Below are 15,733 nucleotides of genomic sequence, written 5' to 3'. Positions count from 1 at the left end.
ACCGCGAGGCACAATAGCGCGGGATGGAGCAGCCCGGTAGCTCGTCAGGCTCATAACCTGAAGGTCGTAGGTTCAAATCCTACTCCCGCAACCAAATCTTACTAATGATTATAACACGTTACGCGCCACCTTCGGGTGGTTGTTCGCGTTTCCAAAACAACGCTGGAAGCACTTCGGAAGCAAACAATGCGAAGTGAGCACTGTGGCACAGGCGCAACGCGCAAGCCATACGTCGATTGGGACAACGGTGCGTGAAACCGTTCAATGCGGCCCAGGACAGAACCAAATCCAAAATACAGCCACCAAACGCACCCCATGTTGCTTTGCCCCCTGAAAACTGGATCACTTTGAGTTAGAGTTGATTGCTCAAGCTATCATTACAAATCCCGTCGCACCGATCCGGCCGCGTTGAAAAAGCGCATTAAAGCGCATTAAAGAGATTTGTGAGACTCGCGTTCGATAGTAAGCGTTGCAAAGGATTGAATAGCCCCTAGTTTCCTAGACACCTTCTTGGTTCAGGTTGCGCTGTCTGTTTTCGAAATTGACGGGCGACAGCATACCGTTTCTGACATGTTTGCGTTTTGGGTTATAGAACATTTCGACGTAATCGAAGATGTCCTGTCTTGCTTGCTCTCGTGTCTTGTATGTTCGACGGCGGATGCGTTCGCGTTTGAGCAAGTTGAAGAAGCTCTCCGCGACCGCATTATCATGACAATTTCCACGCCTACTCATTGAGTGTTCAAGGTTGTGGGCGCGGAGGAATGCAGCCCAATCGCGGCTGGTGTATTGCGAGCCCTGGTCAGTATGGATCAAGACGTTTTGCTGTGGCTTGCGCCGCCAAACGGCCATCAATAACGCCTGCAGAACAAGGTCAGTCGGTTGCCGTGATTGTGTCGCCCAGCCAATGACGCGCCGCGAGTACCTGCGGCGCTTTCATAAGGCGTTGATCTAAATATTTCTGTGATACACCTTGAAACACAAAACAGCTTGATACGGCAGACGTAATATTGCAGCTTCCGTCTTAATAAATCTTGCTTGGGATCTGCCGCAAGCGTCCCAAAGGAAGCGTTGATGAAGCTAATTATTCAAGTCCCTTGCCTCAACGAAGAGAGGAATCTACCACAGGTTATCAGTGGTATACCTGAACGTATTCCTGGAATTTCTGTGATTGAGACCCAAATCATTGATGATGGGTCGACCGATAAAACGGTGGAAATCGCCCAAAGTATGGGTGTTACGCATATTATACGGAATAAGTCGAATCGTGGTCTTGCCTACAGCTTTCAGGTCGGAATTGAAAATGCGTTGCGGCAGGGGGCTGATATTATTGTCAATACGGATGGTGACAATCAATATGATAGCAGTTGTATAATTGAACTCGTAAAGCCAATTGTTGACGGACATGCGGATATTGTACTCGGCGATCGCCAGCCAAATCAAAACACAGAATTTTCCCTTGTTAAACGGGTCCTTCAAAAGGCTGGAAGCTCGGTTGTTAGTAGCCTTGCACAGGTCAATATATCTGACGCTGTGTCTGGTTTCAGGGCTTACTCACGTGAGGCGGCCCTAGGCATCAATGTGATGACCCGCTTCAGCTATACAACTGAAACATTGATTCATGCTGGGCAGGATGGATTGACCATTGCTTCCGTGGTGGTGAAAACGAACACAACAGAGCGACCGTCCCGCTTATTCAAATCTATGCGCTCTTTCGTATCCAAGCAGGCCGCAACAATCCTTCGTAGCTATGTGATGTATCGTCCGCTTAATGCATTTCTGTCCCTTGGCGGGATTATGATATTACTAGGTTTGTTGCCGATATTGCGGTTTTTATACTTTTTCGTGATGGGGGATGGAGACGGGAAAATACAATCTCTGATCTTGGGAGGTGTCTTTTTGTCAGCAGGTTACATTACAATCATTCTCGCTCTTTTGAGCGATACAATTGCCACAAATCGCCGTCTTTTGGAGCAGGTTTTAAAGCGCGTACGCGAGATAGAAATGGCAACAACCGTCTCTAATGAAAATTTGAAGTCAGATGTGCCTGGTGCAAAAAATGATGGGAAATCAAAATCTTGAACAAAGATTTCTCTACGTTATGTGCGTGCCTCTGTGCTATTGCTGGCGCAACTTTATATGCTTTACTTGCGTTCGGTGTAATCTTTCCGCCTGATTACCCGTATTTTGGGACGGATATTTACAACGCGTATTTTTATAGACTGCTCGAAGGGCGCTTCGACCTACCCGTGCGTATGCTTCGCTATGAGGGACATTATTTTGCGGACGGTGTCGGGCTACTGTATCATGGGATTGCGCCGCTTTTGACGCGCGCTGTGCTTTACCCGTTTGTAACTCTGAACCAGTTCCCAACAGCGGCGTTTTCAATTTGGCTGTGGTCCGTGGTTGGAACAGCAATCTATCATTTGTCGGTCGTTCAGGTAATGCACAAATTTGTAGGCCCTATTGCGGGCCGTATGTCAGTTTTCTGGGGAATGATGATTGGGATCGGCATTTGGATTTGTAGCCCAGGCTTGTTGTTGAGTACGAATTTGGCTCTTTATCATGAGCCGATAAGCATTGCTTATGCCGCTATGGCTCTAGCGATCTACCTCATGCTGCGTTTTGCGCTGTTTGGTATGCCCATGAAGTATGTCTTGATACCAGCTGCCCTACTTGCAGGCTTATTGATACATTCCCGTCCCCACATGGCAGTAGGACTGTATGCAGGTATTGCTACCTTAATGTGTCTATCATTGTTTCGCAGATCGGATCGGTCACCTATCTCAGTGCTAAGCAGCCTCATTTTGTTAGCGGCTTTGGGTGGGTCGTTCTTACAACTTAATGCGATGCGTTTCGGCTCAATGACGGAGACGCATGGGCACTTCGAAACACCGGATAGTGGTGGGGGCACTCAGTATGGTGTGGCATTCTTCGAAAGCGATTATGATGATTACCGACGTAAGATGGCTTTTGTAGAGCATGAACGGTTCCACCCATGGCGGATGATCCCTAATTTAGGAGTCTATGTTTTTGATCACCCCGTTTATGCTAACCATGTCGGTACAATACATCGTAAACTGACCGAAAGTATTTCAGGCTTTGGGCGCATAGAAGTACCTAAGATTGGCCTGATGTATTTGTGGCCAGCATGGATTGTGCTAATGGTTGTCGGGCTGTGCTATGGGAGGCCACGGTTTGTTGCGCTGGAGAGGGCGCTGCCGGCTGTTGTGACTGCCGGAGTTGCGGCCGGAATGCTGCTTAGCTATCCAACGATAACCCTACGATATCATTTTGAATTGTGGCCGCTGGTGGTTGTTTTGTGCCTGCTCACCTTTCCCGGACTGATAAAAGAATATGGGCCTCAGAGTTTAACGAATAGTTTTGTCTTGAAACTGAGTGTCGTGCTTCTCGTCACGGGCGCGATTTTTTCGGGGTTGGCTGCTTTATGGTATACGTATGTCTTTGAGATGGCCCCTGGTACATTTCATGAGGCTTGGGATGCCAACAGGTGCATGACGGAAGTACAAGAAAAAGGGTTTTCCAGAGCCAACGGGATTAAGCTTTGTATCGATCCCGGAAGGATCTACGAGGTGAGTTCGGAAGGGTAAAATGCCGAAACTAAAATTAATAATGAAGCGCCTTTACGTGACATTCATACATGTGTTTGGTGCCGGTATTGACAAAATTGGGGTGCTGGGATGGCTGGAGGCACGTCTGGATCGTCGCGCATTTCACTGGTTGCGTTCACTTTTTGCAATCTATGATGTGGATCAGATGATTGCTTTGGGCGTTCCATGGTGGACCTACAGAGCAATAGATCAAGTTGATGCATTTCTGCTGGAACGCCCCTCGGCAAAAGTTTTCGAATTCGGAAGCGGCGCAAGTACTGTTTGGTTGGCGCGACGATCGGGATCAGTGGTAAGTATTGAACATGACAAAAACTGGTTTGATATGATGCAGAGCAGGATTTGTGGGAATCCTAGTATAAGTTTGGTCCACATACCTGCCGATAATGCCCTGTCGCTGAACAGGCTCTTTCATTCTAAAAAAGAGGGTTACATCGGTCAGAGTTTCGAAAAGTATGTCAATGCGATCAGAAAGACTGGAGATAGATACGATGTTATTGTGATTGATGGGCGTGCCCGTGCAGCATGCTTACATATTGCAAAAACCTCACTCGCAGACGGGGGAATAATTGTTTTTGATAATTCAAAGCGTAGCCGCTACCAAACTGCGATCAATGTCAGTGGCCTTGTAGCGTGTGCTTTCCCGGGCCTTACTCCTTCGCTACCTTACCCAGATGAAACAACGCTGTTGAATGATGGAAAAGCTGCCGGAAACGCCGGAACAAATGGTAACTAAGGTGAGAGTTGCGATACGTAGAATTGGGCAAGGTATCACGCTTGTCGCAATTTTTTTTTTAATACGAGAGCTTTATGAGCAGTCAGGTGAAATAAGAAATTGGCGGCCAACAATTGCGCAATTTTTCTTGATGTCTGTCTTGGCCCTAGCCTATGCGGCAGCTCTGCTAATTCTTGCGTTCAACTGGTTGACGATCTTGAGTGCACTTATCAAAGACCCCTTACCGAAAGGACCAGTTCTACTGTCCTACACCAGCACTCAGATCGCTAAATATATACCCGGAAACTTTTTGCATTTTGTCGGTCGACATGCATATCTTAAGAATACAGGATTATCGCACAAACCAATTGCCACCGCGTCGATTTACGAGATAATCAGTCTACCTGTCGCGGCTATCATCGCCATATGCTTGGCAATACCTTTCGTAGACAGTGGACGCGTTGGTAGTTGGGAGAGAGCAGACCGTACAGCTATTGCTGGTTTGATTGTGGTTGCTTTAACGGTTGTACTAGCTGTTATTTGGTACCAGTGTAATACACGGGCTTGGAAATCCGCCAGTATAGTCATCAGCCGAGCCACTGGTTTTATGTTGTTTCAGGGACTTGTATTTTCCGCCCTGTTATATGCTGTTTCAGGTTCATTTGTAGTTCTTGCCATTCCTGTTGCTATCATGTCGTGGCTTGTTGGTTTTGTTACAATTGGCGCACCCGGCGGTATAGGGGTTCGAGAAGCTTTACTTATCAACATGTTAGACAGCGCTTCCGCCAACGAAAATGTGTTGATCGCGGCGTTGCTGTTTCGTGTAATAACAACAGTCGGCGAAATAGTACTGTACGCATTCGGAAATGTATTTTTGGCGAAACCAAACTCGCGCGGGGAATAAATAGACCGCGCAAAATTCATTTTTTCATTTTACTACAATTACTTACGCTGTTTGTGTTCTTTTTGGCAAAGTCGTTGGTGGCGTTCTCTCGTCTAGCGTTTGAGCGGAATCAATTCGTCGAGCAGAACGGATCTTTTTTCTTTAACTGATATCTGCGCGGCCATGCCCATCAGCACGGCCATTTTGCCGTCATCTAATGTGACTTCGGCTTTGTCGCGTTCACCGCGTACGAGTTCGAGGAACTTTTGATGTTGGTAATAGGTCGATCCGTTGTGATCACCGGCGTCTAGTAGCGCGGGATCAACGGGAATATCTTGCTTTACCGGGCCTTTGGGATGGCGCGGGCTGACAATCAGCTGTGGGGTTGGCGCTTCGCCCAAGTGTTCTGGCCAGAACCGCCCCGGACCGGGAACAAAGGCTTCGACCTTGCCGGTGGGGCCGACTGCTGACACCTCTTCTTGGTATTCTGCCCCTTCGGCGAACATGCATAATTCTAGCATCGCGCGGCTGCCATTGGCGAAATCCACGATGACATAGCCGTTGTCCAAGATGTCGGGTTTCTGCCCATCATAACGTTCATCCAGATGGTTTGCGTCTTGGCCACCCGACGCCATCACGCGCAATGGTTCGGATTGCAGCGCAAGGCGCATGAGGTCGAAAAAGTGACAGCATTTTTCAACGAACGTCCCGCCGGAATAGCGATCAAACCGGTTCCAATCCCCGACTTTTTCAAGAAACGGAAAGCGGTGTTCCCGGATCGTCATCATCTTGATGCCACCTGTCGCCCCATCAACACTGTCCAAAAATGCGGCGATGGGCGGCATATAGCGGTACTCCATCGCGACCCAGACGGGCGACGGATATGTTTCAGCAAAATCATTCAACCGCGCCAGCTGATCAAGATCGGTGAACAGTGGCTTTTCGACCAGCACTGGCAGATGCCGTTTTGCTGCTAGCATTTCCAACTGTTCGACATGGCGAAAATTGGGGCTGGCAATCAGGATGCAATCCAGATCAGGGATCGCCAAAAGCGTATCAATGCTATCAACCAGTAGGGCGTCCGGCGCGATAGATTGAGCGATTTGCGCCATACCCGCGTCGGGCTCAAAAATCCCCGCGACGGCGGCACCATCCAGCAAAGCAATATTGCGCATGTGTTCGTGGCCCATCATGCCGCAACCGATGATCCCATAGTTCGTGATGTCTGGCATTTTTCCTCCCTAACGCAGGCGCTGCACATAGCGGGCGCGCTGCGGGTCAAACCAAGTTCGTGAGAACTCGACTGAACCATGTTGTTCTGCATAGCTGATACGCTCGATGAACCCGACGGTTTGGCCGGGCTGTGGCGCGAAATCTGTTGGGGCCCAATCGGGGACTTGGCCGACAGATACGTAATCTTCGGCATGGGTGATCCAAAACCCAAGCCGCATTTTGTAATAGCGATACAGTGAATCTGACAGATCCTCGGGCACGATCCGCCCCGCCTGTAGATCAAGCCAGATCTCTTCGACCGCGATCGGATCCCGGTTTAAAAATCGCAAGCGGCGGATGCGTGTCGCCCGCGGTGACTGCCCGAATTCCGGCAAGCCATCGGGTTTATCCATTTCATCGACAGCCAAGACCTGCGCTGTTGGCAAGCCGCCACCGCGCAATAGCTCTAGCCGAAACATCGAATAGATGCTTTCGACATCGGGGGTCTTGCGAACGTAATTTCCGGACCCTTGAATGCTTTCGATCAGGCCTTTTTCTTCTAATATTGCCAATGCCTTGCGCAATGTACGCACTGTCGTGCCGTGCTGTTTGGCAAGGTCACGCTCGGGCGGCAGCCGCGCCCCGTCTAGCAATTGACCCGATGCAATTTCACGGATCAGGACTTCGCTGATCTGCACATAAAGTGGCAATGCAGTTGGGGTTTCGCTTTTGACATACATCGCGGGTTGGGTTGCCTTCGAAAAAAATTGATACACCATTGATCCATATCAAAGACACTGTTAGCGATAGGGAAAGTCAAGCGATTTTATCAACAGATCGCCCAGGGGAGGATGACGACAATGACCGTAGTACCGGTGACATCAGCCGACCTAGACGCAGCCGAAGTGTCATGGTTTTCAGCTTTATGTTCAGACGACTACCAGTTCCTTGGTCAGCCCGATGGGGATTTGCGGTCATCATGGGACCATTGTTCCAACATCGTGAAAACAGCCGAAAAACAGGGATTCAGGAATATCCTTTGCCCTTCATCTTATCAGGTTGGGCAAGACACGCTTAGCTTTGTGGCAGGCTGTGCGCCGATCACGACAGACATCAACATGCTGGCCGCAGTGCGCTGCGGTGAAATGCAGCCGATCATGCTGGCCCGCACAATCGCCACGCTTGATCACATGCTGAACGGGCGATTGACGGTGAACATCATCAGCTCTGACTTTCCGGGTCAGGTCGAAGAAAGCAACTACCGCTATCAGCGTTCCCGCGAGGTCGTTGAGATATTGAAACAGGCCTGGACGCAGGACGAAATCAATTACAAAGGCGAGATTTACAATTTCTCTGGCCTCACGACCGACCCTGTGCGCCCGTATCAAACAGGTGGCCCGCTTTTGTATTTCGGTGGGTACTCTCCTGCTGCGCTTGAACTGTGTGGGCAGCATTGTGACGTTTACCTGATGTGGCCCGAAAAGGTCGAAGAACTGCAAGGTAGGATGAAGGCGGTCAACGCGGTTGCCGAAAAATACGAGCGCACGCTGGACTATGGCCTACGCGTGCACGTAATCGTCCGCGACACCGAAGCCGAGGCGCGTGAATACGCTGATTACATCGTATCAAAGCTGGACGATGACCAAGGCGACGCGATCCGCAATCGGGCGCAAGACGCAAAATCGCTTGGCGTTAGCCATCAGGCCAAGAACCGCGAAATCGCGGATGATCACGGTTATATCGAACCGAATCTATGGACGGGCGTTGGCCGGGCCCGGTCTGGTTGCGGCGCTGCCCTTGTCGGGTCGACGGATCAAGTTATGTCAAAACTAGAGACATATCAAAAGATGGGCATCCGTGCGTTTATCCTATCGGGTTATCCGCACATTGATGAGGCTGAACATTTCGGAAAGCGCGTGCTACCACTGATGAAAACATGTTCATTACCGCATGAATACGGGCGCGTCCCTGCCGGTGTTCCTGCAACCCCACTCGGAAACGGAGTCCGCCGCTAATGATGCCCCGCATAGAAATCACCCCTGACCTATCCTTTAGCCAACTTGTCTATGGCATGTGGCGGATCGGGGACGATTCAAACACCTCTGCCGCCCATGTCGAGGCTAAGATTCAAAGCTGCCTCTCCCAAGGGATCACGACGTTCGATCAGGCCGACATTTATGGCGGCTATGTCGCCGAAGACATCCTTGGCACGGCCCTAAAGGCAAACCCTGCCCTGCGCCTGCAGATGGAGATCGTAACCAAATGCGATATCGTGGCCCCGATGGGCCGCTATGCGGATGCCAAATGCAAATATTACGACACCACACGCGCGCATATCACGTCTTCCGTTGATCTTTCGCTGACGGCGATGGGGATTGAACAGATCGATCTGTTGCTGATCCACCGTCCCGATCCGCTAATGGACCACAATGAAACAGGTGCTGCGCTGGATGAGATGGTCACATCCGGCAAAGTCCGCGCTGTTGGCGTGTCAAACTTTCGGCCGTGGGATTGGGAACTGCTGCAATCAGCCATGAAAAACCAGCTGGTCACCAACCAGATCGAAATCTCTGCGTCGGCGATTGACGCTTTCACAAACGGCGACATTGCGTTCCACCAACGCCAAGATCAGCCGATCATGGCATGGTCCCCGCTTGGTGGCGGCGACCTCATGACAGGGCAAAACGCGCTGACCGACCGGATGGATGAAATCGCCAAAGACCAAGGCGTAGACCGCGCCGCCGTTGCTGTCGCATTTCTACTGCGCCACCCGTCAAAAATCCTGCCGGTTCTTGGCACCAATAATCTTGATCGGATTGGTAGGCTGTCGGATGCACTAACTGTTACAATTTCGCGCGAAGACTGGTTCTATCTTTACGAAGCAGGCCTAGGAACAGAAGTGCCATGATTGCGACTGATACTGGCAACTTGGCGATGACGTCATTCACACCGGACCCCAGCAACCCGCGCCAATTGCGGGATGCTTTCGGGCGGTTTGCAACGGGTGTGACGATTGTGACTGTCGCCACAGACGACGGGCCAATGGCGATCACCGCGAACAGTTTTTCGTCGCTGTCGCTGGACCCGCCGCTTGTCATGTGGGCGCCTGATAAATCTTCGCGACGCTTTGCGCATTTCGCGCAGGCCGAACATTTTGCGATCCATATTCTGGCACATGACCAAGACGATATATGCTGGAAAGTCGCCCGCGATGGGGCCTGCCTTCTGGATGCTGAACTGACCCAAAATGTCGAAGGCGTCCCGATCTTACCCAACTGCCTCGCACGGTTCGAATGCAGCCAATACGCATCTTATGACGGGGGCGACCACGAAATTATCGTGGGCAAAGTCCTGCGTGCCGCCACCCGCAAAAGCGGCGACGCATTGGGTTTTTTCAAAGGGAATATGAAAATATTCACCGACAAATAAGGCCAAAACCAAATTTATAATCTGAATGTCTAGGGAGGAAAACATGAAGGTAACGACAAAGAGGGGCGCAATCGCTGCGCTTATGCTGACAGGTGCATCCGGTGCATATGCGGACGAAGTATCGTTCCTGTGCTACCAAGATAGCAACGAATGCGACGTAATCGCCGACATGCTGCCTGCATTCACTGAAAAGACAGGGCACACCGTCAAACTGGAAACCGTCGCCTATGACGTGATCCGCGATCAGCTGGAAAACCAGCTACAGACAGATGCAGCCCCGGATGTGGCCCGGGTAACCAACTTGGGCGGTTTGAACCAATATTACCTCGATCTGGCCCCTTACGTGGACGGCGCAACTTGGGAAGCCAGCTATGGCGCAACCTTGCCATGGTTCCGTAAACCCGGCGGCGACGATAGCGGCATCTATGGCTGGATGACCCAGCTAACTGTCACAGGCCCCTATGTGAACGTCACCCTATTTGAAGACGCTGGCGTTGATATGCCCGGCGAAGGCGCAACTTGGGACGATTGGGCAACCGCCCTGATGGAAGTCAAAGAAATGACCGGGATCACCGCAGGTCTTGCGATGGACCGGACGGCGCACCGCATGGCTGGCCCCGCATTCAGCTATGGCGCGAAATTCTTTGACGATGCAGGTGAACCGATCCTTGTTGACGCTGGTTTCCGCGACTTCGCAGAAACATTTGTGGGTTGGCACGCCTCTGGCCTGATGCCCGCCGAAGGTTGGCCTGCTGGCGAAGGCACGCAGTACCGCAACGCCGCACCATTGTTCCAATCGGGCGATGTCGCGATGCACATGTCCGGATCGTGGATGATCAACAGCTATGCTGACAACATCACCGATTTCGACTGGAAAGCCGTCCCTGCCCCATGTGGCACCGGTGGCTGTGGGGCAATGCCGGGTGGCGCTGCCATCGTGGCGTTTGAATCCACTGACGTTCCCGAAGCCGCAGCAGCGCTGATTGATTTCCTTGCCGCTGAAGAAAGCGCTGCCAGCTTTGCGGCTTCTACGCGCAATATCACCGCGCATCAGGGACTTCAGGCATCTGGAATTGACTACGCCGATGCGTCCCCTGCGGTTGCGGCGGCCCTGTCTGTCTTTGCGGCCAACGCTGGCGTTGCTGCCGACACCACACCCCAGGCCTACACCTTGCAAGGCTACCCTAAGAACTTTGTCATCTATGGCGCTGTACCTGATTACCTGACCAAGGCAATCACCGGCGAAATGTCACTCGACGAAGCCCTTGCTGCGATTGATGCGGATGTTGCCGCGAAAATCGCCGAGTAGCCTGTAAATCAAAGGGGGCACGGCATGACCGAAGCACTATCCGCTGCTTTTTCCGGTTCGCCGTGGCCGCTTTACCTTTTGGTTTATTTGATCATCGGGTGGGCGCTGCTGCGCCCGTCCGGCACCTTTTGGGATCAACTGATCAGCACGATCGGCTGGCCCATTGAAATGACCCAACGACTGTCTGGGGCGACCGGCCTGCCCTATCTGTTCTTATTGCCGAACATGATCGTCTTTGGGCTGTTCACCTTTGCACCCCTGTTCATCAACATGGGCTTTTCGGTCACCGAAGGGCAATCTATCCTGTTTTCTGACCGCGAATGGGCCGGGTTGGATAACCTGCGCCGCCTACTATCTGAAACGCAGATCGACACAGGCGCGGCGAACCTCGAAGACGACAAATTCCTAAGCGCGGTTTATGACACCGCCACTTTCGTCGTGTTCCAAGTGCCGATCATGATCGCCGTCGCACTGATTTCCGCGCTGGCACTAAACCGCAAAATCGTCGCGCGTGGCCTGTGGCGTGCGGTGTTCTTTTACCCGGTGATGCTATCGCCCGTAGTGGTTGGTTTTCTTTGGAGCCTGATCCTCAAACGCCAAGGCGTGCTATCAGAAACCCTGATGCGCTGGGGCTGGCTGGATGAACCAATCCAATGGCTGACCGATCCATCTTGGACAATGTTCTGGTCCGTTTTCGTCTACACCTGGGCGCATCTTGGGTTCTACATGCTGATCCTATTGGCCGGGCTTCAGGCAATCCCACGTGATGTCTATGAAGCCGCCGAAATGGATGGCACCCCGGCGTGGCGGCAACTGACGCGGATCACGATCCCGCTTTTGGCCCCTACCCTGCTGGTCGTCACCGTGCTGTCGCTCGTCAAAGCATTCCAAGCATTCGAAGAGCTTTACGCGATGTCCGTGCGCTGGACGTCATTGGTTGGGTACATCTTTGAAACCTCAGGTCTACGTGGGCAACCAACGGCAAACGGGCTTGGGATCGCGGCAATGGCGTCACTTCTTGTCGCGGTCGTTTTGATCATGCTGTCGCTGCTGCAGGTCTACCTTTCATCGAAGTCGAGCAAGCCATGACCGCAATCGTTACCTTTCTGACCCGCAAGGCTGGCGGACGCCGGGCCAATTGGCTTGATTGGATGACCTATGCCTATCTGTTCACGGGATTTTTGGTCATCATTCTGCCCGTGATGTGGCTTGCGCTGAATTCACTCAAGTCCGCATCGCAGCTCGAAAAACAGGACCTGTCACTACTGCCATCAAGTTTTGAAAGCGTCGCACGGGCGACCGTTTCTGGGCCTGATGGCAAGCAGATTTTCTTTATCCAAGACCTGCCTGACTGGGTGCTTAACTGGAACGATTTGTCCGACGCACAACAAGCAAGCCACGACATCCCAGCCTTCCTAGCCGATTGGTCTGGCCGCGAATTATACGCATTGCGGTCGCAACTGGGTTACGTGCCAACCTTGGTCCGTGATCTGGTCGCATCCCAAGATTTACCCGATTGGTTGCTACGCTATCCGTCTATGTCAGCAACGGCCAAACAAGATTTCGACGCCGACGCGGTGATCGCGGCACTAAACGCCGAAGACCAGCGATTACTGTCCGAATTCTTGGGCGTCGGATCATATGAGCCATCCCGGCTAACACTTCAAATTCTGGCGCGTGCACCTGATCCGGTTACTGGCGAAGAAACGCAGTTTGGCATCTCTAATTTCAAGGCGACCCGTGAATTCACGCCCGCCCGTTACGTCGATAACCGCAGCGAAGATGTCGTCCGCCTGAACACGACTGAAATCACGATGCGGCGGCCTATTGATCCGTCATGGAACAACTTTTCTGATCCGCTGAACGGCAACGCCTTTGGGGTGAACGTGAACTTTGCGACATGTTTCACCAATTCCGTGCTGGTGACGCTGATTGCAACGGTCCTAACGCTGCTGATCAACTCAATGGCTGCGTTTTCGCTGGCGAAATACAAATTCCGTGGCCAAGTCGCATTCTTTATCGTCATCCTCGCGACGCTCATGGTACCTCCAACAATCACTTTGGTGGGCGTGTTCAAGGCGGTAAACGCCACTGGTCTTTCGGGGTCTATCTGGGGGGTCATCATCCCGGGTGCTGCCACCCCAACTGGCGTCTTCCTACTGCGCCAATACATGCTGTCGATCCCCGATGAACTAATCGAGGCCGCCCGCATGGACGCCGCATCCGAATGGAAAGTCTACTGGCGCATCGTGCTACCACTTGCGATGCCTGCGCTTGCGGCACTGGGCATCCTGTCGATCATCTGGCGTTGGAACGACCTGATCCTGCCGTTGGTCGCCATCGCCACCACCAAAGAAGCCTATACAATCCAGCTTTGCCTGCTCGAATTCCGGGGCGAACACCTGTCGCAGGAACACTACAGACTGGCCATGACCATGGTTAGCCTCGTGCCTTCGACGCTCGTCTTTGTGTTCCTGCAAAAATACATCACCACCGGCATTGCCAATACGGGACTGAAATAATGACCAACCTTGTCCTGAAAAACGTGACCAAATCCTATGGCGACGTTCCCGTGATCCACGGGATCGACATGGAGATCAAAACCGGCGAATTCTGCGTCTTTGTTGGGCCATCAGGCTGCGGGAAATCCACGCTGCTGCGGATGATTTCCGGGCTTGAAGACATCACCGGCGGTGAGATCGAGATCGACAACGAAGTCGTGAACCACATTCCCGCCGCACAGCGCGGTCTGGCAATGGTTTTCCAATCCTACGCGCTCTACCCGCATATGTCCGTGCGCAAGAACCTTAGTTTCGGGCTAGAGAACCTGAAAACCTCAAAGCCCGAAATCGAAAAGCGCGTGATTGAGGCCGCGCGGATGCTGCAAATTGATCCCTATCTTGATCGCAGGCCCGGCCAATTATCGGGCGGCCAGCGGCAGCGCGTCGCCATCGGACGCGCGGTTGTGCGCGAACCCAAAGTCTTCTTGTTCGACGAACCGCTTTCCAACCTCGATGCCGAACTGCGGGTCAGCATGCGCCGCGAAATCGGGGCGTTACACCGACGGCTGGGGAATACGATGATCTACGTGACCCATGACCAGGTCGAAGCCATGACAATGGCGGATAAGATCGCAGTCTTGCGCGCCGGAAAGGTCGAACAATTCGGCACCCCGCTTGAGCTATTCAACCATCCTAAGAACCGCTTTGTTGCCGGTTTTATCGGTTCACCCGCGATGAATTTCCTCCAAGGCAAGGTTGGTCCACAAGGTATCCAGCTGGACGACAACACGAACGTCGCCATCGACCCAGCTCGGATCAAAGGCCCACAAGACACGCCAGTCGAACTCGGCGTCCGCCCCCGCGACTTGATCATCGACCCCGATGGCCCAATCAAGGTGCGCGTATCAGAGGTCGAACAGCTGGGCGCAGAAAGCTACTTGTTTGCGGAACTCAGTACCGGAGAGGCAATCGTTGTGCATCAGCCGGGTCAAACTAACGTACAAATTGGGAATAATTTGCACCTATCCATCAATTCAGACGAATTATTTCTATTCGACAAAGCAAGCGGCACAGCATGGTATTGAACGCAAAGACGATCTTTCCCGGCCTTCTATTCGCCGGGATGGTCGCAATGGCAGCACAGTTCCTGTCCGATCACTATGGTGCACCAGTTATGCTCATGGCGATCCTACTTGGGATACCGTTCCAGTTTCTATCAACCGAAGAACGCACCGCCCCCGGCATCGGTTTTGCATCGCGCATGGTGCTGCGCGTCGGTGTGGCACTGCTGGGCGTGCGGGTTAGCGTTGATATGGTCGCAGAAATAGGCTTCGCGAATGTCGCGCTGGTTGCCTCTGGTGTGGCGTTAACCATTGCGCTGGGGCTGATCATGGCCCCTCTATTCGGCCGCGACCGCGCCTTTGGGTTTCTGACAGGCGGCGCTGTGGCGATTTGTGGGGCGTCCGCGGCAATGGCGATTGCGTCACTCTTGCCCAAAGGCGAAAACACGGAGCGCGATGTGACATTTACCGTCGTTTCCGTGACGCTTGCGTCGACAGTTGCGATGATCGCCTACCCGATTTTAATCAGCTACCTTGGCATGGATAGCCAATCCGCCGGTGTCTTTCTAGGCGGCACAATCCACGACGTGGCCCAAGTCGTCGGTGCCGGATATTCGGTATCGGACGAAACCGGTGACATTTCTACACTGGTAAAGCTGTTCCGGGTCGGAATGCTTGCACCCGTCGTGTTCATCGGGACGCTATTCTTACGACAATCAGGCAAAGGGGCCGAAGGCGTGCCGCTCGTACCCGGCTTTGTCATTGGGTTCTTGGTACTGGCCGGGCTGAATTCATTCGGCTGGCTACCAGCATGGGCAATTCAATCCGCCGACACCGTGTCACGGGCCTGTCTGGTAACCGCAGTCGCCGCAGTTGGCATGAAAACATCATTCGAGGACCTACGATCGGTCGGGAAATCCGCCCCAATCATGATCTTAATCTTAACCGCTGCGTTGGCAGGCTATGTACTGCTAGGCCAGCAGTTGCTGACCTAGCA

The 15,733-nt window shown here is 52.5% G+C and carries 14 protein-coding genes, 1 tRNA gene and 1 pseudogene; 13 read left to right on the top strand and 3 right to left on the bottom strand.

Annotation, left to right across the window (positions count from 1 at the left end):
- Positions 1 to 17: 17 nt before the first annotated feature.
- Positions 18 to 94, top strand: a tRNA-Met gene (locus tag CLV80_RS09960).
- 404 nt (positions 95 to 498) lie between these two features.
- Here the strand turns inward: CLV80_RS09960 and CLV80_RS09950 are convergent.
- A pseudogene (locus CLV80_RS09950) lies at positions 499 to 921 on the bottom strand (IS3 family transposase); the annotation flags it as partial.
- 150 nt (positions 922 to 1,071) lie between these two features.
- On the opposite strand from CLV80_RS09950, the gene CLV80_RS09945 reads away from it, so the two are divergent.
- The 4 genes from CLV80_RS09945 to CLV80_RS09930 are packed head-to-tail and all read left to right on the top strand — an operon-like array spanning position 1,072 to position 5,245.
- A complete protein-coding gene (locus CLV80_RS09945; RefSeq protein ID WP_106357576.1) occupies positions 1,072 to 2,079 on the top strand; it encodes a glycosyltransferase family 2 protein in 1,008 nt (335 codons plus the stop codon).
- Positions 2,076 to 3,608 carry a hypothetical protein gene (locus CLV80_RS09940; RefSeq protein ID WP_106357573.1) on the top strand — a complete coding sequence of 511 codons (1,533 nt, stop codon included), beginning with the start codon at positions 2,076 to 2,078 and terminating at the stop codon, positions 3,606 to 3,608. Before CLV80_RS09945 ends, CLV80_RS09940 begins: the two co-directional genes overlap by 4 nt.
- Before the next feature lies 1 nt (position 3,609).
- Positions 3,610 to 4,362: an O-methyltransferase gene (locus CLV80_RS09935; RefSeq protein ID WP_106357571.1), complete on the top strand. Its 753-nt coding sequence runs from the start codon at positions 3,610 to 3,612 to the stop codon at positions 4,360 to 4,362.
- Positions 4,319 to 5,245, top strand: a complete 927-nt coding sequence (locus tag CLV80_RS09930; RefSeq protein WP_133169770.1) for a hypothetical protein — start codon at positions 4,319 to 4,321, stop codon at positions 5,243 to 5,245. The genes CLV80_RS09935 and CLV80_RS09930 overlap by 44 nt, the downstream gene beginning before the upstream one ends.
- A 92-nt stretch (positions 5,246 to 5,337) precedes the next feature.
- Here the strand turns inward: CLV80_RS09930 and CLV80_RS09925 are convergent, their stop codons facing one another.
- The gene (locus CLV80_RS09925) at positions 5,338 to 6,456 is read right to left on the bottom strand and encodes a Gfo/Idh/MocA family protein (protein WP_106357565.1); all 1,119 of its coding nucleotides are present in this window, start codon (positions 6,454 to 6,456) and stop codon (positions 5,338 to 5,340) included.
- A 9-nt stretch (positions 6,457 to 6,465) separates the two neighbouring features.
- Positions 6,466 to 7,176, bottom strand: coding sequence for a GntR family transcriptional regulator (locus CLV80_RS09920; RefSeq protein WP_106357657.1), 711 nt, complete (start codon positions 7,174 to 7,176; stop codon positions 6,466 to 6,468).
- A 120-nt stretch (positions 7,177 to 7,296) separates the two neighbouring features.
- Between CLV80_RS09920 and CLV80_RS09915 the strand changes: the two genes are divergently transcribed.
- Genes CLV80_RS09915 through CLV80_RS09880 form a run of 8 tightly spaced genes read left to right on the top strand, consistent with a single transcriptional unit; the run spans position 7,297 to position 15,731 of the window.
- Positions 7,297 to 8,451 carry an LLM class flavin-dependent oxidoreductase gene (locus CLV80_RS09915; protein ID WP_106357561.1) on the top strand — a complete coding sequence of 385 codons (1,155 nt, stop codon included), beginning with the start codon at positions 7,297 to 7,299 and terminating at the stop codon, positions 8,449 to 8,451.
- Between the two features lie 2 nt (positions 8,452 to 8,453).
- Positions 8,454 to 9,344: an aldo/keto reductase gene (locus CLV80_RS09910; RefSeq protein WP_106357654.1), complete on the top strand. Its 891-nt coding sequence runs from the start codon at positions 8,454 to 8,456 to the stop codon at positions 9,342 to 9,344.
- Positions 9,341 to 9,865: a flavin reductase family protein gene (locus CLV80_RS09905; RefSeq protein ID WP_106357558.1), complete on the top strand. Its 525-nt coding sequence runs from the start codon at positions 9,341 to 9,343 to the stop codon at positions 9,863 to 9,865. Before CLV80_RS09910 ends, CLV80_RS09905 begins: the two co-directional genes overlap by 4 nt.
- Before the next feature lie 43 nt (positions 9,866 to 9,908).
- Positions 9,909 to 11,174, top strand: coding sequence for an ABC transporter substrate-binding protein (locus tag CLV80_RS09900; RefSeq protein ID WP_207766556.1), 1,266 nt, complete (start codon positions 9,909 to 9,911; stop codon positions 11,172 to 11,174).
- A 24-nt stretch (positions 11,175 to 11,198) separates the two neighbouring features.
- Entirely contained in the window at positions 11,199 to 12,263 is a 1,065-nt protein-coding gene (locus CLV80_RS09895; RefSeq protein ID WP_106357555.1) for a carbohydrate ABC transporter permease, read from the top strand.
- A complete protein-coding gene (locus tag CLV80_RS09890) occupies positions 12,260 to 13,696 on the top strand; it encodes a carbohydrate ABC transporter permease (protein WP_106357552.1) in 1,437 nt (478 codons plus the stop codon). The genes CLV80_RS09895 and CLV80_RS09890 overlap by 4 nt, the downstream gene beginning before the upstream one ends.
- The gene (locus CLV80_RS09885; RefSeq protein ID WP_106357550.1) at positions 13,696 to 14,760 is read left to right on the top strand and encodes an ABC transporter ATP-binding protein; all 1,065 of its coding nucleotides are present in this window, start codon (positions 13,696 to 13,698) and stop codon (positions 14,758 to 14,760) included. The genes CLV80_RS09890 and CLV80_RS09885 overlap by 1 nt, the downstream gene beginning before the upstream one ends.
- Entirely contained in the window at positions 14,751 to 15,731 is a 981-nt protein-coding gene (locus CLV80_RS09880; protein ID WP_106357547.1) for a YeiH family protein, read from the top strand. Before CLV80_RS09885 ends, CLV80_RS09880 begins: the two co-directional genes overlap by 10 nt.
- Positions 15,732 to 15,733 lie beyond the last annotated feature (2 nt).

Origin of the sequence: Yoonia maritima, assembly GCF_003003285.1 — a bacterium.
GTDB classification, from domain to species: Bacteria; Pseudomonadota; Alphaproteobacteria; order Rhodobacterales; family Rhodobacteraceae; genus Yoonia; species Yoonia maritima.
Note: the sequence above shows the minus strand (reverse complement) of the source record. Positions and strands in the feature narration are given on the sequence as shown.